This window comes from Bradyrhizobium sp. SZCCT0153 (genome assembly GCF_018129995.1).
Classification (GTDB): domain Bacteria; phylum Pseudomonadota; class Alphaproteobacteria; order Rhizobiales; family Xanthobacteraceae; genus Bradyrhizobium; species Bradyrhizobium japonicum_G.
On sequence record NZ_JAFCKS010000010.1, the window covers coordinates 76,645 to 96,219 of the forward strand.

The following is a 19,575-nucleotide window of genomic DNA, read 5'->3' on the forward strand; positions in this document are numbered from 1 at the left end:
TGGCTAAAACCGCCGCGCTCCCATCTTGATCTGCTCCTCGGAGAAGAAGATCTCCCCGGCATGATCGGCGATGTCCTGGGCCTTCCAGCCCGTGTGCGGCGGTTTCCAGCCTTCCATTTCCATCATCCGCATTTCGCGCACGCCGCGGGGCCCGGATACGCCCAGCACCTTGCCGGTCTGGTCGCCCGACAAGTCGCTGACCATGTATAGCACGGCCGGCGCGATGCCGTCCGGCCCAAGCGCCGCACCGGGGTTCTCCTTATAGCGGGGCAGGTCTGCGGTCATGCGGGTCAGCGCGCCCGGGGCCAGCGTCCAGATCCGGATGTTGTACTTGCGGCCCTCGATCGCCAGCACGTTGGACAGGCCCCAGATGCCGCCCTTGGCCGCGCCGTAATTGGTCTGGCCGAAATTGCCGATCAGGCCTGAGGTCGAGGAGGTGTTGACGATGACGCCGCCGCCGTTTTCCCGCATCCAGCGAAACACCGGCATGGTGCAACAAAAGGTGCCCTTCAGATGCACCTTGATGACCTTGTCCCAGTCGGACTCGGTCGCCTTGGCAAAGGTCTGGTCGCGCAGGATGCCGGCATTGTTGACGAGGATGTCGGCGCGGCCGAAATGCTTGATGGCGTCGTCGAACACCGACTGGCCGCCCTCCATGGTGGAGATGTCGGCGCCGTTGGCGACGGCCTTGCCGCCCTCGGCCGTGATGGCGTCCACCACGAGCTGCGCCATCGACTTGTCGGCGCCGGAGCCGTCACGAGGCCCGCCGAGGTCATTGACGACGACCGAGGCCCCTTCCCGCGCGAACAACTTTGCGTAGGCCTCACCGAGCCCCCCGCCCGCGCCGGTGATCAGCGCAACCTTGCCGTCGAGTAGTCCCATGGTGGCTTCTCCCTGGTTATTTTTGTTCTCTCGTGTCCGGGACGCGATGCAGCGTGAAACGCTGCGTCCGGGGCACGAGACCTTCCTAACCCAGCACCGTCTTGCCGTTCTTGATCACGGTGACGCCGCGCGACTTCACCTTGGCTTCGAACGAGATCGTGTTGCCGTCCTTCCAGAGATCCATGGTCACGGTCTCGCCGGGATAGACCGGCGAGGAGAACCGCGCGACGTGCTGCCGGAAGGCGGAGGCGTCGTAGTCGGCATAGGTCTGGAGCACGCCGCGGCAGGTGATGCCGTAGGTGCACATGCCGTGCAGGATCGGACGCGGGAAGCCGGCCTTCTTCGCAAACTCCGGATCGCTGTGGAGCGGGTTGCGGTCGCCGCAGAGCCGGTACACCAGCGCCTGGTCGGGACGCGTGACGATATCGACGGTCTTGTCGGGCGAGCGCGATGGGATCTTGTGCGGATCGGACTGGGTCAGGTTCGGCCCGCCAAAACCGCCGTCGCCGCGGGCGAAGCGCGAGGCGACCAGCGTTGCCAGCTTCTCGCCCTTCTCGTTCTTCAGCACCGTCTGATGAGCGATGACCACGCCCTTGTCCTTGCCCTTGTCGTACACCTCGACGACAGAGGAGTCGGCGGTGATGTGTGCGGCGACCGGGAGCGGCTGATGGAAAGTGATGTCGCGCTCACCGTCGACCACCATCACGCGGTTGAGGTTCATTTCGCCGGGCCCCGAGCCCCAGGCCGCGACGGAGGCGAAGGTCGGAACCACCTTGAGCGGCCGCGGCGTCAGCGTACCCTCGTTGACGAAGGCGAGCTCGTTCTCGTCCATGGGATCGGCGCCGAGGCCGATGCCGTAAGCGTAGAGCATCACTTCACGGTCGCCATAGGCGTATTTCTGGCCGAGGTTTTTGAGGGCTTTGAGCTCTTCGTATCTGGCGGACATTTTTCTGATTTCCTCCCGAATGTCTTCGACACCGCCAGTTAGAGTGCCCTCTCCCCTTGTGGGAGAGGGCAGCGAGGACAGTGCGACAAATTCAATTGGGTGAGGGGTTGTCTCCACACAAATAGTCTTTCCGCGGAGAGATACCCCTCATCCGGCGCTTCGCGCCACCTTCCCCCACAAGGGGGGAGGAAGAAAGCAATCAGGCCGGCGTGAAGAACGGCAATGGAGCGCCATCCGTCGGCTTGAACACCACCTTCACCTTCTGGCCGATCTTGAGCTTCTCGAGATCGCAGTCGACGATGTTGGTCTGCACCGACGGCCCTTCCTTCAGCGTGACGTAGCCGATCGCGTAAGGGCCGGTCGGCGACTTCCGCATCAGGCTCCAGGTGTAGATCGTGCCCTCGCCCGAGGCTTCCTCCCACACCGTCTTGTCGGAGTAGCAGAACGGGCAGATCGAGCGCGGGAAGTAATGGGCTTCGCCGCAGGCGGTGCAGCGCTTGATCATGAACTTGCCCTGTTTCGCGGCGTCCCAGAACGCGGCGGTTTCGGGGTTCGTCACGGGAGCCGGATATTTCTTTGCATCTACCATCACACGCGCTCCAGAATGGCAGTCGAGGCAGCGTGGCGAACACCCAAGAGGCCGCCGGTGCCGTGGGCGATGGCGAGATCGCAGTTCTTGACCTGCACCTTCGGATGCGCCTCGCCGCGCAGCTGCCGCACGGCCTCGATGATCTTGGTCATGCCGCCCCGATTGACGGGGTGGTTGCTGCAGAGGCCGCCGCCATCGGTGTTGAACGGCAGCTTGCCGACACCCGAGATCAGATTGCCGTCGGCGACGAACTTGCCGCCCTCGCCCTTCTTGCAGAAGCCGAGGTCTTCGAGCTGCATCAGCACCGTGATGGTGAAGCTGTCGTAGATCGAGGCGTACTTGATGTCCTTCGGCGTGATGCTGGCTTCCTCGAACGCGCGCGGACCGGACCAGATGCCGGCGGAATATGTGAGATCGAGATCCTTGCCGCCGCGCGGGCCCTTCATCGCCTCGCCATGGCCGATCAGCTTGACCAGCGGCTTCTTCAGGCTTCTGGCGATCTCGGGCGTGGTCACGATCAGCGCGCCGCCGCCGTCGGAGACGACGCAGCAATCCATGCGATGCAGGGGATCGGAGATCATCGGCGAGTTCAGGACATCCTCGACTGTGACGACGTCCTTGAGCATCGCATGCGGATTGTATTGCGCGTGATGCGAGGCCGCGACCTTGATCCAGGCGAGCTGCTCGCTGGTGGTGCCGTAGTCGTGCATATGACGCATGGCACACATGCCGTAGGCATTGTGCGTGGTCGCGCCATAAGCGGACTCGAAATCGGCTTCCGCGCCGGCCGCGCGCGGCGGCATCGCGCCGGTGCGCGGCTTGCCGGCCAGCGTGATCAGCGCGATCGAGCACTTGCCCGCTGCGATCGCTTCGGCGGCATGGCCGAGATGGATGATGTAGGAACAGCCGCCGGTCTCGGTGGAATCGACATGGCGGAGCTTTTTGGTGTTCAGGCCGAGATAGTCGACCATCGGCCAGGCGCCGCCGGGAGCGTCGCCCGCGCAGAAATAGCCGTCGACATCGTCCTTGGAGAGCCCGGCGTCCTCGATCGCGCCTTTGGCGACCTCGGCGTGAAGCTGGGCGGTGGATTTGTCCGGCGCATGCCGGGTCGGGTGTTCGTAGATCCCGGCAATGTAGGCCTTGCCCTTGATGGTCAAAACTTCAGGTCTCCGCTGGCGTTTCTTCTTGCTCCGTTTTTCTGAACCCCCGCTGCAGCATTGGCAAGCGCGGAAATATTCCGTCGGGCGAGAGGGGGAGCGGTTTGGCGCAAGTGGCGACGGTCATGGAGCGCCCGCCTGCCTCCGCAGTCATTGCGAGCGTAGCGAAGCAATCCAGGAATCTTTCGGCGGATGCATTTCTGGATTGCTTCGCTCCGCTCGCAATGACGGGACCGACGGGCAAAATCCTAAAGGTGTTTTGCCCGACGGCACAAGCGATTTTCGATTTTTCGAAAACAACACTTCGATCTCGCGAAACAACCCCATGCACAGTAGAGCAGTGGTTGATTTCAAAGAGGAATTTTTAGGCTGGGCAAAGCGTAGCTTGCCCGCCTCTTGGGGCTCAATCGCGGTGAGATGGTGGGCACGGCGCTTTGCGCCTGCGCCCACCCTACGAGACCTTCCTACTCCGCCGCGATCTGCCTTGGTGCGGGCGGCGGGTTCGCGAGATCGGCGGCGAGCTGGGCGTAGCGGGCCTTGGCGTCCGCGACCGCCTTCTCTTTCACCGGGCCGTAGCCACGGATGCGGTCCGGCAGCGACAGCAGCTCGACCGCGGTGTCGATTGTGAGCGGCGACAACAGGCCGAGCACGGTTGAGACGTCCTTCTCGTAGCCGGTAATCAGATCGCGTTCGAGCTTGCGGTCGGCGCTTCGGCCGAAGATGTCGAACGGCGTGCCGCGCAGGAACTTGAATTTTGCCAGCACGCGGAAGACGCTCAGCATCCACGGACCGAAAGCGCGCTTCTTCGGACGGCCGAGCGCGTCGACGCCGCTGCTGAGGATCGGCGGCGCGAGGTTGAAGTTGAACTTGAAGTCGCCCTCGAACTGGTCGCGGAGCTGTTTTTCGAAGGCGCCGTCGGTGAAGAGCCGCGCGACCTCGTATTCGTCCTTGTAGGCGAGTAGCTTGGCATAGTTGATTGCGACCGCACGCGTCAGCGCCTCGTCATAGCCGCCCTTCACCACGGCGTCGCTGACCTGATCGACCAGCCTGCGGTAGCGTTTGGCGAGCCGGCCGTTCTGATAGGCGGTGAGATGCCTGGCGCGATGGGCGATGAGATCGTCGAGCGTCATCGCGTCCAGGGTCTTGGGCGCCACGACCTCGTCCGTTCCCTTCAGCATGCCGGCGAGACGCGCGGGGTCCGCGACCGCGAGGCGGCCGAGGCGGAACGCTTCCTTGTTCATCTTGATCGAGACGCCGTTGACCTCGATCGCCTGCTCGATCGCTTCAGCCGACAGCGGGAACAGCCCCTTCTGATAGGCGTAGCCCATCATCATCATGTTAGTGGCGATGCTGTCGCCGAGCAGCTGCTCGGCCGGCTTGGTGAAATCGAAGAACACGGAGTCCTTGTGCAGCGCGGTCTCCAGCAATCCGTTCAGCTTGCGGGTCTGGAAGTTGAAGTCGCGGTTGAGGACGAAGTCGGCGGTGGGAATGACGTGGCTGTTGATGATGCCGCGGGTGCGGCTGGTGTCGCAGAGCGAGATCGTGTCCTTCGCGACGGCGACCACCTCGTCGGCGGCCAGCACGAGATCGGCCGTGCCGGTAACGATGCGCGAGCAGGTCACTTCCGCCGGATGATCCGACAGGCGGACATGGCTCAGCACCGCGCCGCCCTTCTGCGCGAGACCCGACATGTCGAGGATCATCGAGGCCTTGCCCTCGATGTGGGCGGCCATGCCGAGCAGCGCGCCGATCGTGAGCACGCCGGTGCCGCCGACGCCGCCGACGGCGATGTTGTAGGGCTTGTCCAGCGTCGGGCGCGAGGCCGGCTCCGGCAGCGCGCCGATGTCACCGAGATCGGCCGGCGCGCGGTGGCGCGGCTTGCCGCCGTCGACGGTGACGAAGGACGGGCAAAAACCCTTCACGCAGGAATAGTCCTTGTTGCAGGACGACTGGTTGATGGCGCGCTTGCGGCCGAACTCGGTCTCCAGCGGCTCGACCGAGATGCAGTTCGACTGCACCGAGCAGTCGCCGCAGCCCTCGCAGACGGCCGGATTGATCATGACGCGGCGCGCCGGATCTTCCATCAGGCCGCGCTTGCGGCGGCGGCGCTTCTCGGCGGCGCAGGTCTGCACGAACACGATGGCCGAGGTACCCTTGTGCTCGCGGCACATCTTCATGACGCTGTCGAGCTCGTCGCGGTGATACAGCTTCACGCCGGGCGCGATGGTGTCGGCCGGATAGGAATCGGGCGCTTCGGAGACCAGATAGATCTCGCGAATGCCCTCGGCATGGAGCTGGAAGGTGATCTGCTGCGGCGAGAGATCGCCGTCATGGCGCTGGCCACCGGTCATGGCCACCGCGTCGTTGTAGAGGATCTTGTAGGTGATGTTGGTCTTGGAGGCGACCGCCTGACGGATTGCGAGCAGGCCGGAGTGGAAATAGGTGCCGTCGCCGAGATTCGCGAAGATGTGGTTCTCGTTGGTGAAGGGCGCGATGCCGACCCACGGCACGCCCTCGCCGCCCATATGCGTAAACGTTTCGGTCGAGCGGTCCATCCACAGCGCCATGAAATGGCAGCCGATGCCGGCGAGCGCGCGGCTGCCTTCGGGGACTTTTGTCGAGGTGTTGTGGGGGCAACCGGAGCAGAAGTAGGGAGTGCGGGAGACGGGTGCGACCGCCTGCATCTGGGTCGCCTGGCGGCCGTTGAACCAGTCGGCCTTGACGCGGAGCATCTCCGCAATCTCGGGGTTCAGATTAAGTCGAAGCAGACGTTCGGTGAGCGAGGTGGCGAGCGAGGCGACGCTGAGTTCGGCGGAGAAGGTCAGGAAGCGCTTGTCGTGCTCGTCCATCTTGCCGACGATGCGCGGGCGAACGTCGTCGCGCCAGTTGAACAGCTCCTGCTTGACCTGGTTCTCGACGATCTCGCGCCGTTCCTCGATGATGAAGATCTCCTCCAGCCCGACCGCGAACTGGCGTACGCCTTCCGGCTCCAAGGGCCAGGGCATGCCGATCTTGTAGAGGCGCAGCCCGATTTTCGCGGCGACCTCCTCGGTGATCCCGAGCTCGCGCAATGCCTGGCGAACGTCCTCATAGCTCTTGCCGGACGCCATGATGCCGAAGCGCGCATTCGGCGAATCCATGGTGATGCGGTTGACCTTGTTGGCGCGAGCAAAGGCGATCGCGGCAAAGCCCTTGTAATCCTGCAGGCGGCGGTCCTGCTCGAAGCGGTCGTCGGGCCAGCGCAGATTGAGGCCGCCGGGCGGCAGCTCGAAATCCGGGGGGATGATGAAAGGCTTCATCTCGTCGGTGAGGTCGATCTCGGCGGTGGTCTCCACCGTCTCGGTGATCACCTTCATGCCGACCCAGCAGCCCGAGTAGCGCGACATCGCGATGCCGAGCAGGCCCATCTCGATCATCTCGTGGATGCTGGACGGGTAGAGATAGGGCATCAGCGCCGACATGAAGGCATGGTCGGACTGATGCGGGACGGTCGAGGATTTCGCGCCGTGGTCGTCGCCGGCCAGACACAAGACGCCGCCGTTCTTGGCGGAGCCGGCTGCATTGCCGTGGCGGAACACATCGCCGCAGCGGTCGACGCCGGGGCCCTTGCCGTACCAGATGCCGACGACGCCGTCGTACTTGGCGCCGGGCGAGAGGTTGAGCTGCTGCGAGCCCCAGACCGCGGTCGCCGCCAGGTCCTCGTTCACGCCAGGCTGGAACTTGATGTTGTACTGCTCGAGATGTTTTCGCGCGGCGAAGAGCTGCTGGTCGTAGCCGCCGAGCGGCGAGCCGCGGTAGCCGGAGATGAAGCCCGCGGTGTTGAGGCCGTTGGCGCGGTCGCGCCGGATCTGGGCCATCGGCAACCGAACCAGGGCCTGGATGCCCGTGGTGAAGACGTGACCGGTGTCCTGGGTGTATTTCTGGTCGAGACTGATCGGACCCTGGTTGATGCCCATTTTGTCCTCTTCCGCCCTTTTGGGCGTTTGGCCACTTAAGCCGTTGCCTGCCCGTTGTTTTTAGCTAGGGCGCGCCGACCGTCTCCGCCACTCTATGTCGGATATTTCACGCTCCGCATCACAAATCTGGACCAAAGGAGGCGCCGGGTAAAAATCGCAATTTCGTGGCTGCAAAGACATCGGGCATTTTCAATTTGTGTCACCATACCCCCGCCGTCGCGAAATGAATCGACGCCCTATCAAGCGGGACGACGTCGATTGGTCGCAGGAGAGGCGTTCGATGCGGACGATTCTGGTTGGTCTTGCGTTGTGCAGTGCGGTTGCGAATGCGGCCATCGCCGCCGAGCCGTCGCCGGAGCTGGTCGCCTACGGCAAGGCGCTGGTCGAAGCCGGCGGGTGCGCGGGCTGCCACACCGCCGATCCGGCGAAACCGTTCGCCGGTGGAAAGCGCATCGACACGCCCTTCGGCGCGATCTATGCGCCGAACCTGACGCCGGACCGCACCACCGGCATCGGCGGCTGGAGTGACGCCGATTTCACGCGCGCGGTGCGCACCGGCGTCGCGCCTGACGGCTCGAACTATTACCCGGCCTTCCCCTACCCCTATTTCACGCGGATGACGAAGGACGACACGCTGGCGATCCGGGCCTATCTCGGAACGCTGGCGCCCGTCGTGAACCGCAACAAGCCGCCGGAACTGCGCTGGCCGTTCGGTTATCGCGGCCTGATGCGGATCTGGAACTCCCTGTTCTTCAAGCCCGGCCTGTTCGAGCCGGACCAGAGCCAGAGCGCGGCGTGGAATCGTGGCGGTTATCTCGTCACCGGGCTCGGCCATTGCGGCGCCTGCCACACACCGAAGAACTATTTTGGCGCGGACAAGCAGACACAGGCGCTGGCAGGCGGCGAGGTCAGCGGCTGGTTCGCGCCGCGGCTCGACGGCGCTGCCCGCACCGGGCTGAAGTCGTGGAGCGCCGAGGACATCACCGAATATCTTCAGAGCGGGCGCAACGCCAAGAGTCATGCCGGCGGGCTGATGGCGGAGGTCGTCGTCAACTCGACCTCGAAGATGAGCGATGCCGATGTCCGCGCGATCGCGGTCTATCTGAAGAGCCTGCCGCCGGCGCGGCGCGAGACCATCGTGACGCCGCCTGACGATGCCGAAATGAAGGCCGGACAGGCCGTCTACGCCAAGCTCTGCATCGCCTGCCATGAGGCGGACGGCTCCGGAGCGCCGCGCATCTATCCGCCGCTACCCGGCAACGCCCTGCTGCAATCTGTCAATCCGTCCTCGACCTTGCGCATCATCCTCGACGGCGCCCACACCGTGACCACGCCGCGCGCGCCCAACGCCGGCGAGATGCCCGGTTATAGCAAGCAATTGTCCGACGAGCAGATCGCGGCGGTGACGAACTACATCCGCAATTCCTGGGGCAATGCGGCGCCGCTGGTGACGCCGGCGCAGGTGGCGAAGGCGCGAACGCAGGAGCCGTAGTCAGGGCTTTCGTTCCTCGTCTTCCGTGAAGACGAATTTGGGCATCTCCCATTTGTAGCGAACCGCCAGCAGGCGGAAGCTGATGCCGAGGACGAAGGTCAAAATGGTCCAGAGCTCGGCGTTGAGCTTGAGACCGAAGGCGGTCGCATAGAACAGGCCGGTGACGACCGAGACGCTGGCGTAGAGCTCGGAGCGGAACAGCAGCGGCACGTCGTTGCAAAGCACGTCGCGCAATACGCCGCCGGCACATCCGGTCACCATGCCCGAGACGATGACGATTGGCAGCGTGGCATCCATCTGCCAGGCGATGTCGCAGCCGGTCATGGTGAAGACGACGAGGCCGATGGCATCGAGCACGATGAAGGCCACCTTCAGCCGGTGCACCAGGCGCGCGGTCAGGATGGTGAGGAAGGCGGCGCCGCCGGCCAGCGCGAGGTAGATGGGGTTTTGCACCCAGGCGAGCGGATAATGCCCGAGGAAGAGGTCGCGCAGGGTGCCGCCGCCGAGCGCCGTGATGCAGCCGAGGAAGCAGACGCCGAGCCAGTCCATGCTGCGGCGGCCGGCCGCGAGCGCGGCGGTCATGCCTTGCGCTGCGACCGCGACCAGCGACAGCAGGTGCAGCACGGTATCGCCCGGCGGCAAGCTCCACATCGTCTTGTTCCCTTCCCACCGGCGGAACTTACGCTTCGGGTTCCCTCGCGAACAGGTTCCCGATTCCCGGGGCGGGCGCAACATGCGACGAAAGCATTAGGGAGGGCGGAACAGAATCTAGCATCTGAGGGTTGTCCAGCCGCAATAATCGAGGAGACCCAATCGATGGCTGACGACCGTTTTCCCAACGATCCGTATCGCCCGAATCTCGCCGATGATGAGTATGTCCGTGCGGCGCGACGGGATGCCGAGCTTCAGGTCGATCCCGAGCTTGGCGAAGGCCCCGCCTCCAGTGGCAAGGTAGCGCTGTTCGCCGTTGCCATTGCGCTGGTGCTTGGTGCCGTGTTCTACGGCCTGAACAACACGACCACCGGCAACCAGGCGAGCAACACGCCGACGACGCAGACCGCGCAGCAGGCGCCGCCTGCCAATCCGGCCGCACCTCCCGGCATGCGCGACGTGACGCCGCGCAGCAACACCGCGCCGGGTGTGACCACGGGCGCCGCGCCGAGCAAGCCGGCCCCGGATACGCAGAAGCCGTCTGACGGCGCGAAGTAACGATTTGCAACATTATGCGACAGCGGCGGGACCTCACATCCCGCCGCTTTCGTTTGGCTAAAGCGCGATGAGATTGGTCATCGCGCTTCAGGTTCTTGTTTGAGCATGATCCTTTCGGAAAACCGCCCTAGCCGAACATCTTGTTGAGCTCGCCGCCGGGATAGCCGCCGCCGAGCTCCGTAAAGGTCCCCTTCTCCGCCATCTCCTTCGCCGCGCGCATGAAACCGCCCCAGGCCGCACGCGCGAGCGAGCCGCCGACACTGATCCGGCGCACGCCGAGATCCTCCGCCTCCTGCCGCGACAGGCCGGAGCCGCCGATCAGCAGGTTGAACGGCTTTGGATGCACCGCTTTCACCACCGCCGCGATATCCTCGCGGCTCTTCAGGCCCGGCGCATACAGGCAATCGGCGCCGGCATCCGCGTAAGCGGTGAGCCGGTCGATGACGAGCTTAAGGTCGGTCACGCCCCAGAGGAACGCCTCGCAGCGCCCGACCAGCAGGGTGCCGCTGTCGCCGATCGCCTTGCGTGAGGCTTTGATGCACTCGACCGCGAGCGCGCGCTCGTAGATCGGCTTGTCCTTGTCGCCGGTGGAATCCTCGATCGACAGTCCGGCCACGCCGGTCCGTACGCACCGCTCGACATTGTCCGCGACCTTGTCCGGCTCGACCGCGAAGCCGCCCTCGAAATCGGCGTTCACGGGGATGTCGACCGCCGAGCTCAATGCTGCCAGATGCTGACAGACGTCCTCGACAGACACGCGGTTGTCGGCCTTGCCGATGGTCCAGGCAAAGCCTGCGCTCGACGAGGCCAGCGCCTTGAAACCGAGATGCTGCAACGCTTTCGCGCTGCCGACGTCGACCGGATTGGGCAGGATGAAGCAGCCGCTCTCGTGCATCTTCCTGAAGGTCGCGCGCTTGTCAGCAGTCGTCACATGCATGTTTCTCTCCCTTGTTGGCCGCGCAGAGATGGGGTCGACCCGCCGCATGCGCTAGTGCGTATCGTGCACCGCGCGGCTGTCCTTCGGCGCCTGTTCGCGATCGTTCATGCCGTAGTCACGGATGACGCTGGCGATACGCAAATGATAATCGGCGAAGATCTTTGCGCGGCCCTTCGCTTGCGTGCGGCGATGCTCCATCGTGTTGCGCCAGGCCTGCACCGCGGCCTCATCCCGCCAGAACGACAGCGACAGGATCTTGCCCTTTTCGGTCAGGCTTTCGAAACGCTCGACCGAGATGAAGCCGTCGATGGTCTGCAGCAGCGGCTTCAGGTCGGCCGCAAGATCGAAATAATCCTGGCGGTGTTCCGGCTTGGGCCAGACCTCGAAGATCACGGCGATCATGGGCGTCTCCTCATCGTTGGTGCCCTACAATACCACTTACAGCACCACTTGGCGCAGGAAGGTGCGCTCTTCGGCGAGGATGAATTTGTGTTCCTCGGCGAAGTGGAAGTTCGCCATGCCTTCGGAATCCTGGCGCAGGCGGGCCCGATAGGCCTCGTAGGCCGCGAGGCTCTCGAAGCCGATCAGCGCGAAGGCGATGTTGTTGGTGCCCTCATGCGGCATGAAATAGCCGATCAGGTCGCCGCCGCATTTCGGGATGATGCTGAGCCAGCGCTTCGAATACTCCTCGAACTGCGCCCGCTTGAAGGGATCGAGCTGGTAGCGGATGAAGACAGTGACGGACATGACGGGCTCCTGTGAGTTCGCCGTCATTGCGAAGGGCGCAAGCGACACCGTCGCCGCGGAAGCAGTCTGGATTGCTCGCTCGCAATGACGAGTTTGTGGCGACAACCTACGCGCTTGCCCGACCGCGATGCTTCGGCTACCATCGAAGCATGAAATCAGGTCCCGACATCGCCATGGTCGCCTCGCTGGTCGGCGATCCCGCCCGCGCCAACATGCTCACGGCGCTGATGAACGGCCGCGCGCTGACCGCGAGCGAGCTGGCGCAGGAAGCCGGCATCACGCCGCAGACCGCGAGCTCGCATCTTTCGAAGCTCGAGGCCGGCGGACTGGTCGAGCCGGAGAAGCAGGGCCGGCACCGCTACTATCGCCTCACCGACGACGACGTCGCCGGCGTGCTCGAAGGGCTTGCGGGCCTCGCCGCGCGCACCGGCCATATGCGCGTGCGCACCGGGCCGAAGGATCCGGCACTGCGGCGCGCGCGGATCTGCTACGACCACCTTGCCGGCGATCTCGGCGTGCAGATGCTCGACAGCCTGCGCGAGCGGAATCTGGTCAGGCAGAAGAAGCAGGACATCGAGCTGACCGCCGAGGGCGAGCGCTTCCTTGCCAGGCATCTGCAGATCTCGCCCGCGATGCTCTCCCATCCACGCCGTCCGGTCTGCAAGGCCTGCCTCGACTGGAGCGAGCGGCGCCACCACCTCGCCGGCACGCTGGGCGCCGCCATGATGCAGCGTTTTGCCGAGCTGAAATGGGCCGCGCGCGACGCCACGCCCGGCAGCCGCGTGGTGAATTTTACGCGCACCGGCGAGAAGCAGTTTGCGGCGCTGTTCGGCAACGAGCAGACTTGATCACGCAAGTCGTGTGAGATTGACCAATTACGCGATCAAGCTGCCGCCGGATGCGATCACGCCGTTCATCGACGCCCGCTTCAACAAGGGCAGTCCGGACTACCCGCGCTGGCTGCGCGCCTTCGTCAGCTCCGGCCAGATGATCTACCGCGAGCCGGTGGCACACGAAATCCCGCTCATCACCGAGCCCACGCTGTTCATCATGGGCGCCGACGACCACAACGCGCCGGGCCGGCCGAATGCGCCCGAGGCACTGCGCCCGAAAATGGGGCAGAACGCCGAACTGGCCAAGGCGCTCGCCGCGAAGATGCCGAATGCGCGGGCCGAAGTGATCCCGGACACCGGCCACCTCGTCTTCCCTGGAGTCGCCGGAGAAGTACAAGGAGCTGGTGCTGGGCTTTCTTGGCCGGTAACGCCATTGCTGTCGCGTGAGGCAGGATGAGGGGAACGTTCATGCCGCATTCAGGTCATGATTGGCAGGTTTGGATCGCGACGTGTCGGCACGTTTCTCCCCAGATTTAACGTGTCGAATCGTGTCTTTTGATTCATTGTGCGCCGCAAGCGCCAGTCCTCTAAGACTCTGCCCCCAAAACCTGCCCCAAGGACGAGGAAGAAAAATGAAATATCTGTTCGCCGCCGTGATGCTCGCCAGCGCGGTCGTTGGTTTCAGCGAGGCGGCCAGTGCCGCCGAGGGTTGCGGCCCGGGCTTCTATCGCGGTCGCTATGGCCACTGCCGCCCGATGGCCGGACGCGGACCGGTCGTGGTCGTGGCGCCCCGCCCCGCACCCGTCGTCGTGGTGCGTCCGCGCGTCTGTCCGTATGGCTTCCACTGGTACGCCGGCCGCTGCCGCCCGTTCTGATCTCGTTTTTCGCATGTGAAATGGCCGCGCGGCATCAGCCTGCGCGGCCATTTTTTTGAGAGCCTGACGTCGTGTGGGCCGAACGACTTCGAATCAAAACGGGGACCGCAATCGCGGTCCCCGTTCGAGCCTGGCTTGCGCGAAGCTTACCAATGGCGGCGGTGCCAGCGCCGGCGATGCCAGCCCCAGTGGCGACGGCGCCAGCCCCAATGGCGGTGGTGGCCGTGCCAGTGCACCTCCTCGGGCTTGAGCTGCGCGGCCTCTTCGCTGCTGGCGACGGCGGGATGAGCGTCCGGATTGCCTTGCGGCATGCGGGGATCGCCGAGCGGCTGCGGCGCCAGCGGCGCAGCCTGTGCGGCGGTCGTGAACGCGGCGGCTCCGGCCGCGACACCGATTGCAAGTTTCAAAAAGTTCCGGCGCTCCATGACATGTCCCTCTGGGCTATCGAGCAAGTGATGCAGAGGAAGTGTCGCGGTCGGGACATGAACCAAAGCTGAATCGCGCATTCAGGTTCATTGCCACGGCGGCAGGGACGCGCACCTACTTCACGAGCTCCTGCGCCAGCACCAGCGTCTCGCGCGAGCGCTTCACATCGGGCCAGTCGCGGTTGAAATCGGAGACAAGCTGGCTCAACGCATCGCCCTTCAGCATCGCCGCGAGCCCCGCCTCGTCGTCGAACTGGTACATGGCCTGATGCAGCGAGGGATCGTCGAGGCTCCAGAACCGCCAGGCCTTGGTCACACCGAACGCCTTCACCGCGTCGGGCAGATGTTCCGTCTCGTACCATCTGTCGAAGGCGGCACGCTCGCTGGCATCGGCGACGATCGCGCGGACGACGAAGAAGGCGGCGGGCATTCTGGTTTCCTCCTGTTGTTTGGCGCCAGTCTAGCCGGTTATAGTGCCGGCAACAAAAAGCCCGCGCGACGGATTTTGCCGCAGCGCCGATAAGGGAAGGAACGGCCATGCGCAGGATCGTCACCGGCCTCATTGCAATGACCTGGCTGTGGCCCACAGCCTCGCTCGCCGAAATCATCCGTTTCGACATCATGGAGCGCGTGCCGGCTTTCGCCGGACGCAGCTTCGGCACGATCGGCACCTATGAGCGCATCACGGCGCGCGCGACCTTCGCGCTCCACCCGGCCGACGACCGCAACGCCGTCATCACCGATCTCGCGCTCGCGCCGCGCAACAGCGAAGGCAAGGTCGAAGCCACCGCTGATGTCGTGATCCTCCGGCCGAGCGATCCCACGCACGGCAACGGCACGCTGCTGCTGGACGTGCCCAACCGCGGCCGCAAGCTCGCGCCGCAACTGTTCGACGACTCATCGCAGCCCGGCGCCAACACTGCGGACAAGGCCGAGGATGCCGGCATCGGCTTCCTGCACCGCCAGGGTTTTACGATGGTCTGGGTCGGCTGGCAGGGCAACATCCCCTCCAAGCCGGGACAGCTCGCGCTGACCGCGCCTGTGCTCGGAAGCGTCACCGGACCGGCGCGCGAAGAGGTGATCTTCGACAACACAGCGAACCCCGCGCGCGCGACACTGACCTGGCCGGCGGCTGATGCCGCCGACCTCAAGGTCACCGTGCGCGCCGCCTGGGCCGATGCGCGGCAGACGCCTCCCGGTCTCTCGGCAAAACTCGTCGACCCGGTGACGGTGGAGATCAGCCGCCCCGACGGTTTTGACGCCGGCGCACTTTATGAGGTCACCTACACCGCGCGCGATCCTGTCATTCTCGGCATGGGCTATGCCGCCGTGCGCGACGTCGTCAGTTTCCTCCGCCACGACGAGACGCAAGCGAACCCGCTGCTGAACGGCCTGCATCCGTCGGTCAGCCGCGCCATCGGCTTCGGCGTCTCGCAATCCGGCCGCTTCCTGCGCGACTTCCTCTATCTCGGCTTCAACGAGGACCTTGCCGGCCGCATGGTGTTCGACGGATTGATGCCGCATGTCGCCGGCACGCGGCGGATGGCGACCAATGTCCGCTTCGGCCAGCCCGGCCGCAACCCGCGCCATCCGCAGGATCCGGCGTGGCAGGCCGATCTGTTCCCCTTCACCTATGCGAGCCTCAGCGATCCCTACTCCGGCAAGACCGACGGCCTGCTCCGCCGCTGTTCGCTCTCGGCCACCTGCCCCAAGGTGATGCAGACCGACAGCGAGCACGAATGGTGGGCCTCGCACGCCTCGCTGCTGGTGACTGATTTGGCCGGCAACCACCTCGACCTGCCCGACAACGTCCGCGCCTACATGATCGCGGGCACGCCGCATTTCGCGGAAGTTGCCGACATGATGCGCAAGGGCGTGCCCGCGATGTCGCTGCCGCAAAACCCTGTTCATGCGGGCATGCCGATGCGCGCGCTGCTGACCGACCTCAACACCTGGATCAGCGACGGCATCAAACCGCCCGCCAGCCGCGTTCCCATGCGCGCCCACGGCACGCTCGTGTCGGCGCAAGGCGCGGTGCCGACGGACATCCCCGGCCTGCCCTATGCCGGCATCCACACGCTCGCCGCCTTCTCCGACCAGAGCGTGCTGCCGCCCAAGGAGATCGGCCGCTATCCCGTGCTCGTGCCGAAGGCGGATGATGACGGCATGGCGATCGCGGGTGTCCGACAGCTTGCGCTCGCCGTCCCGCGCGCGACCTACACCGCCTGGAATCCGCGCGCGCAGGGTTTTGGGCCGACGGCGCTCTATCCGCTGCAAGGCGCGGTGGTGCCGTTCGCGCCGACCGAGGCCGCGCGGAAGGAAGTGCATGATCCCCGGCCGTCGATCGCGGAGCGTTATGCGGATGACGGGGCGTATGTGGCCGCGGTGCGCCGCGAGGCGACACGGCAGGTCGCGGAGCGGTTGCTGCTGCCGGAGGATGCGGAGCGTGCGGTCGAGGCGGCCAAGCAAGGCAGGCTGGCGAAGCTCGGGCAGTGAGGGCGCAATCGCCGCATTCTCGCCGTGGCGAAAAAAACTTCCCCCCGCTGTCGGAACGCGCGCGCCTCATCCGTCCTCTGCCCAGACAGCACGGAGACACCGCATGGCCGACCTCACCCTGACCACGTTCAATTGGGTTCCCGAACTGCCGCGCGGCTTCGTCCGCGACCTTCGCGTGCGCTGGGCCCTCGAGGAGGCCAGCTTGCCCTACCGCGTCGCCAGCGTGCCGTTCGACGACCGCGGCGCCGCGCATCTGGCGCACCAGCCGTTCGGCCAGGTGCCATGGCTGACCGACGGCGGCATTTCCATTTTCGAGAGCGGCGCGATCCTGCTGCATCTCGGCGAACTCAGCGACAAGCTGATGCCATCAGATCCGCGCGGCCGCAATGAAGCGACGGAATGGGTATTCTCCGCACTCAACTCCGTGGAGATGGCGAGCCTGCCCTGGGCGCTTTTCAGGTTCACCGGGACGAACGACGGATCACCAGCCGTGAAGTTTTTCGACGACTTCCTCAAGCTCCGCCTCAAGCACATGGAGCCGGTGCTTGCGATGCGCGAATGGCTGGCGGGCTCCTTCTCCGTCGCCGACATCCTGATGTCGGACGTGCTGCGCCTCGTCGATCATTTCGACGGGCTCACGGAGCATCCGGCCTGCCGCGCCTACGTCGCGCGCGCCACCGCCCGCCCGGCCTTCGCCAAGGCCCACGCCGACCAGATGGCGCATTTCGCCGCGGCGGATGCCGCCCGCTAGCGCGGCGTCCGCGCGGGATGTGACGTGCCTCACATAATGAATCGGGTTTCGGCCGTAGGCTCACCGCCATCAAATGACCCCTGCGGAAGGTGACACATGGCCCGCATCGCATATCTCAGAGAGCAGCTTGCCCGCGCCGAAAGGCTGGCAAAGGCGATCCTCGACCGGCAAACCGCGGAACGACTCCAAGCGTTCGCAGCCGAATGCCGCGAGGAGCTGCATAACCTGACGCACAGGGCCGCAGCGTGACGTTCGCGCCCGCCAAGCGCCGCGTCACACCAGCTTCATCGGCGTATCGGCGACCACGCGAAGGTCGATCCGGCCGATCAACGCCGAGCGCCGCGCCTCGGCGGCACTGATCGCATCATCCGTCTGCCGCAGCGTGCTGATGTTCGAACCGAGCGAGACGATGCCGCCCAGCACCAGAGCGATCGAGCCAAGCGCGGCGGTCTGACCGAAGGCAAACAGTCCAAGGATTGTGATCAACAACAGTGCGGCCCCGCCCCCGATGGCGATCTTGGACGCCAGAATGTACTTCCGGCATCGCTCGGCGATCTCGGCGAGCCGCTCGATCCGATCTTCGATGTCTGAAATTTCGTCGGTCGGATCGTCTTCGGTCATTGAAAGATCAAACTTGCGCGGCGCGACAGGTTCTAGCTCTGGCCGGTAGCCCGCATGAGCGCAGCAACATGCGGAACCTTTGCTGAAACCCGGATGTCGCTACGCTCATCCGGGCTAGTGATCCTCACAACGGCAAATTGTCGTGCTTCTTCGCCGGCGTTTCCACTTTCTTGTCCTTCAGCATCGACAGTGCCCGCGCGATGCGCTTGCGGGTCGAGTGCGGCATGATGACGTCGTCGATGTAGCCGCGCTCGGCGGCGATGAAGGGGGACAGGAAGCGGTCTTCGTATTCCTTGGTTCTTGCCGCGATCTTGTCGGGGTCGCCGATGTCAGAGCGGAAGATGATCTCGACCGCGCCCTTGGCGCCCATCACGGCGATCTGGGCGGTCGGCCACGCGTAGTTCATGTCGGCGCCGATTTCCTTGGAGGCCATGACGTCGAAGGCGCCGCCATAGGCCTTGCGGGTGATGATGGTGACCAACGGCACGGTGCATTGCGAGTAGGCGAACAGGAGCTTTGCGCCGTGCTTGATCAGGCCGCCATATTCCTGCGCGGTACCCGGCAGAAAGCCCGGCACGTCGACGAAGGTGACGATCGGGATGTTGAAGGCGTCGCAGAAGCGCACGAAGCGCGCAGCCTTGCGCGAGGCGTCGCTGTCGAGCACGCCGGCCAGCACCATCGGCTGGTTGGCGACGAAGCCGACGGTGCGGCCGGCGATGCGGCCGAAGCCGGTGACGATGTTCTTGGCAAACAAATCCGCGATCTCGAAGAAGTCGCCCTCGTCCACGACCTTCAGGATCAGCTCCTTCATGTCGTAGGGCTTGTTCGGATTGTCGGGGATCAGCGTGTCGAGCGACATGTCGACGCGGCCGATGTCGTCGAAGCTCGGCCATTCCGGCACGCCGTCGGTGTTGTTCGACGGCAGGAAGTCGATCAGGCGGCGCATTTGCAGAAGCGTCTCGACGTCGTTCTCGAAGGCGCCGTCGGCGATCGAGGAGCGCGTGGCGTGCACCGAGGCGCCGCCGAGCTCTTCGGCGGTGACGACCTCGTTGGTGACGGTCTTCACCACGTCGGGGCCGGTGACGAACATGTAGCTGGTGTTCTTCACCATGAAGATGAAGTCGGTCATCGCCGGCGAATAGACGTCGCCGCCGGCGCAGGGGCCCATGATGACGGAGATCTGCGGGATCACGCCGGAGGCGAGCACGTTGCGGCGGAAAACATAGGAATAGCCGGCGAGCGCGGCGACACCCTCCTGGATGCGGGCGCCGCCCGCGTCATAGAGGCCGATGATGGGCGCCCTCGCCTTCATCGCCATGTCCTGAAGCTTGGTGATCTTCAGGGCGTGGGTCTCGGACAGCGAGCCGCCGAACACGGTGAAATCCTTCGCGAACACGAAGGTCTTGCGGCCGTTGACGGTGCCCCAGCCGGTGACGACGCCGTCGCCGGGAATCTTGTTCTTCTCCATGCCGAACTCGGTGGAGCGGTGCTCGACGAACATGTCGAACTCCTCGAACGATCCCTTGTCGAGCAAGAGCTCGATGCGCTCGCGCGCGGTCAGCTTGCCGCGGGCGTGCTGCGCCTCGATGCGCTTCTCCCCGCCGCCGAGCTTTGCGCCGGCACGACGGTCTTCAAGGGCGTCCAGGATATTCTTCATTT

Annotated in this window: 21 protein-coding genes and 1 pseudogene; 8 read left to right on the forward strand and 14 right to left on the reverse strand. The window is 64.9% G+C overall.

Annotated features, from left to right (window positions below; translation table 11 throughout):
• Window positions 1-3: 3 nt before the first annotated feature.
• From JQ572_RS30775 to JQ572_RS30800, 6 genes are all read right to left on the reverse strand, one after another.
• Entirely contained in the window at window positions 4-882 is an 879-nt protein-coding gene (locus tag JQ572_RS30775; RefSeq protein WP_211386609.1) for an SDR family oxidoreductase, read from the reverse strand.
• An 85-nt stretch (window positions 883-967) separates the two neighbouring features.
• The gene (locus JQ572_RS30780) at window positions 968-1,828 is read right to left on the reverse strand and encodes a MaoC family dehydratase (protein WP_211386610.1); all 861 of its coding nucleotides are present in this window, start codon (window positions 1,826-1,828) and stop codon (window positions 968-970) included.
• A 199-nt stretch (window positions 1,829-2,027) separates the two neighbouring features.
• Window positions 2,028-2,417: a Zn-ribbon domain-containing OB-fold protein gene (locus JQ572_RS30785; protein ID WP_211386611.1), complete on the reverse strand. Its 390-nt coding sequence runs from the start codon at window positions 2,415-2,417 to the stop codon at window positions 2,028-2,030.
• Complete coding sequence (locus tag JQ572_RS30790) at window positions 2,417-3,574, reverse strand: thiolase domain-containing protein (RefSeq protein ID WP_211386612.1); 1,158 nt, start codon at window positions 3,572-3,574, stop codon at window positions 2,417-2,419. Before JQ572_RS30790 ends, JQ572_RS30785 begins: the two co-directional genes overlap by 1 nt.
• 150 nt (window positions 3,575-3,724) lie before the next feature.
• Complete coding sequence (locus tag JQ572_RS30795; protein ID WP_211386613.1) at window positions 3,725-4,024, reverse strand: hypothetical protein; 300 nt, start codon at window positions 4,022-4,024, stop codon at window positions 3,725-3,727.
• 14 nt (window positions 4,025-4,038) lie between these two features.
• Window positions 4,039-7,530 carry an indolepyruvate ferredoxin oxidoreductase family protein gene (locus JQ572_RS30800; protein WP_211386614.1) on the reverse strand — a complete coding sequence of 1,164 codons (3,492 nt, stop codon included), beginning with the start codon at window positions 7,528-7,530 and terminating at the stop codon, window positions 4,039-4,041.
• Between the two features lie 280 nt (window positions 7,531-7,810).
• Here JQ572_RS30800 and JQ572_RS30805 point away from each other — a divergent pair, with 280 nt between their 5' ends.
• On the forward strand, window positions 7,811-9,022 hold the full coding sequence (locus JQ572_RS30805; protein ID WP_211386615.1) for a c-type cytochrome: 1,212 nt from the start codon (window positions 7,811-7,813) through the stop codon (window positions 9,020-9,022).
• Here JQ572_RS30805 and JQ572_RS30810 read toward each other — a convergent pair whose 3' ends face one another.
• A complete protein-coding gene (locus JQ572_RS30810; RefSeq protein WP_211386616.1) occupies window positions 9,023-9,673 on the reverse strand; it encodes a trimeric intracellular cation channel family protein in 651 nt (216 codons plus the stop codon).
• 165 nt (window positions 9,674-9,838) lie between these two features.
• Between JQ572_RS30810 and JQ572_RS30815 the strand changes: the two genes are divergently transcribed.
• Window positions 9,839-10,231 carry a hypothetical protein gene (locus tag JQ572_RS30815; protein ID WP_211386617.1) on the forward strand — a complete coding sequence of 131 codons (393 nt, stop codon included), beginning with the start codon at window positions 9,839-9,841 and terminating at the stop codon, window positions 10,229-10,231.
• Between the two features lie 127 nt (window positions 10,232-10,358).
• Here the strand turns inward: JQ572_RS30815 and JQ572_RS30820 are convergent, their stop codons facing one another.
• From JQ572_RS30820 to JQ572_RS30830, 3 genes are read right to left on the reverse strand one after another with little or no spacing between them, the layout of a single operon-like run.
• Window positions 10,359-11,168, reverse strand: coding sequence for an isocitrate lyase/PEP mutase family protein (locus JQ572_RS30820; RefSeq protein WP_211386618.1), 810 nt, complete (start codon window positions 11,166-11,168; stop codon window positions 10,359-10,361).
• 51 nt (window positions 11,169-11,219) lie between these two features.
• The gene (locus tag JQ572_RS30825; protein ID WP_211386619.1) at window positions 11,220-11,570 is read right to left on the reverse strand and encodes an antibiotic biosynthesis monooxygenase family protein; all 351 of its coding nucleotides are present in this window, start codon (window positions 11,568-11,570) and stop codon (window positions 11,220-11,222) included.
• A gap of 36 nt (window positions 11,571-11,606) precedes the next feature.
• Window positions 11,607-11,915 carry an NIPSNAP family protein gene (locus JQ572_RS30830; protein ID WP_211386620.1) on the reverse strand — a complete coding sequence of 103 codons (309 nt, stop codon included), beginning with the start codon at window positions 11,913-11,915 and terminating at the stop codon, window positions 11,607-11,609.
• 149 nt (window positions 11,916-12,064) lie between these two features.
• Here JQ572_RS30830 and JQ572_RS30835 point away from each other — a divergent pair, with 149 nt between their 5' ends.
• The 3 genes and pseudogenes from JQ572_RS30835 to JQ572_RS30845 all read left to right on the forward strand — a co-directional run bounded on the left by JQ572_RS30835 (window position 12,065) and on the right by JQ572_RS30845 (window position 13,623).
• Window positions 12,065-12,763: a winged helix-turn-helix domain-containing protein gene (locus JQ572_RS30835; RefSeq protein ID WP_211386621.1), complete on the forward strand. Its 699-nt coding sequence runs from the start codon at window positions 12,065-12,067 to the stop codon at window positions 12,761-12,763.
• 22 nt (window positions 12,764-12,785) lie between these two features.
• Window positions 12,786-13,176, forward strand: a pseudogene (locus JQ572_RS30840) (alpha/beta fold hydrolase); the annotation flags it as partial.
• A 204-nt stretch (window positions 13,177-13,380) separates the two neighbouring features.
• Window positions 13,381-13,623: a GCG_CRPN prefix-to-repeats domain-containing protein gene (locus JQ572_RS30845; protein WP_211386622.1), complete on the forward strand. Its 243-nt coding sequence runs from the start codon at window positions 13,381-13,383 to the stop codon at window positions 13,621-13,623.
• A gap of 146 nt (window positions 13,624-13,769) precedes the next feature.
• On the opposite strand, the gene JQ572_RS30850 is transcribed toward JQ572_RS30845, so the two are convergent.
• Both JQ572_RS30850 and JQ572_RS30855 read right to left on the reverse strand, forming a co-directional pair.
• Window positions 13,770-14,048: a twin-arginine translocation signal domain-containing protein gene (locus JQ572_RS30850; RefSeq protein ID WP_211386623.1), complete on the reverse strand. Its 279-nt coding sequence runs from the start codon at window positions 14,046-14,048 to the stop codon at window positions 13,770-13,772.
• Window positions 14,049-14,163: 115 nt separating this feature from the next.
• Window positions 14,164-14,478 carry a hypothetical protein gene (locus JQ572_RS30855; RefSeq protein ID WP_211386624.1) on the reverse strand — a complete coding sequence of 105 codons (315 nt, stop codon included), beginning with the start codon at window positions 14,476-14,478 and terminating at the stop codon, window positions 14,164-14,166.
• Between the two features lie 107 nt (window positions 14,479-14,585).
• On the opposite strand from JQ572_RS30855, the gene JQ572_RS30860 reads away from it, so the two are divergent.
• From JQ572_RS30860 to JQ572_RS30870, 3 genes are all read left to right on the forward strand, one after another.
• Window positions 14,586-16,544: an alpha/beta hydrolase domain-containing protein gene (locus JQ572_RS30860; protein WP_211386625.1), complete on the forward strand. Its 1,959-nt coding sequence runs from the start codon at window positions 14,586-14,588 to the stop codon at window positions 16,542-16,544.
• 103 nt (window positions 16,545-16,647) lie between these two features.
• Window positions 16,648-17,295 (forward strand): glutathione S-transferase family protein, encoded by a 648-nt coding sequence (locus tag JQ572_RS30865; protein WP_211386626.1) that lies wholly within the window; start codon window positions 16,648-16,650, stop codon window positions 17,293-17,295.
• Between the two features lie 96 nt (window positions 17,296-17,391).
• Window positions 17,392-17,544, forward strand: coding sequence for a hypothetical protein (locus JQ572_RS30870; RefSeq protein ID WP_211386627.1), 153 nt, complete (start codon window positions 17,392-17,394; stop codon window positions 17,542-17,544).
• 24 nt (window positions 17,545-17,568) lie between these two features.
• Here JQ572_RS30870 and JQ572_RS30875 read toward each other — a convergent pair whose 3' ends face one another.
• Both JQ572_RS30875 and JQ572_RS30880 read right to left on the reverse strand, forming a co-directional pair.
• On the reverse strand, window positions 17,569-17,916 hold the full coding sequence (locus tag JQ572_RS30875) for a hypothetical protein (protein WP_211386628.1): 348 nt from the start codon (window positions 17,914-17,916) through the stop codon (window positions 17,569-17,571).
• Window positions 17,917-18,040: 124 nt separating this feature from the next.
• Window positions 18,041-19,573, reverse strand: coding sequence for an acyl-CoA carboxylase subunit beta (locus JQ572_RS30880; protein WP_211386629.1), 1,533 nt, complete (start codon window positions 19,571-19,573; stop codon window positions 18,041-18,043).
• Window positions 19,574-19,575: the final 2 nt, after the last annotated feature.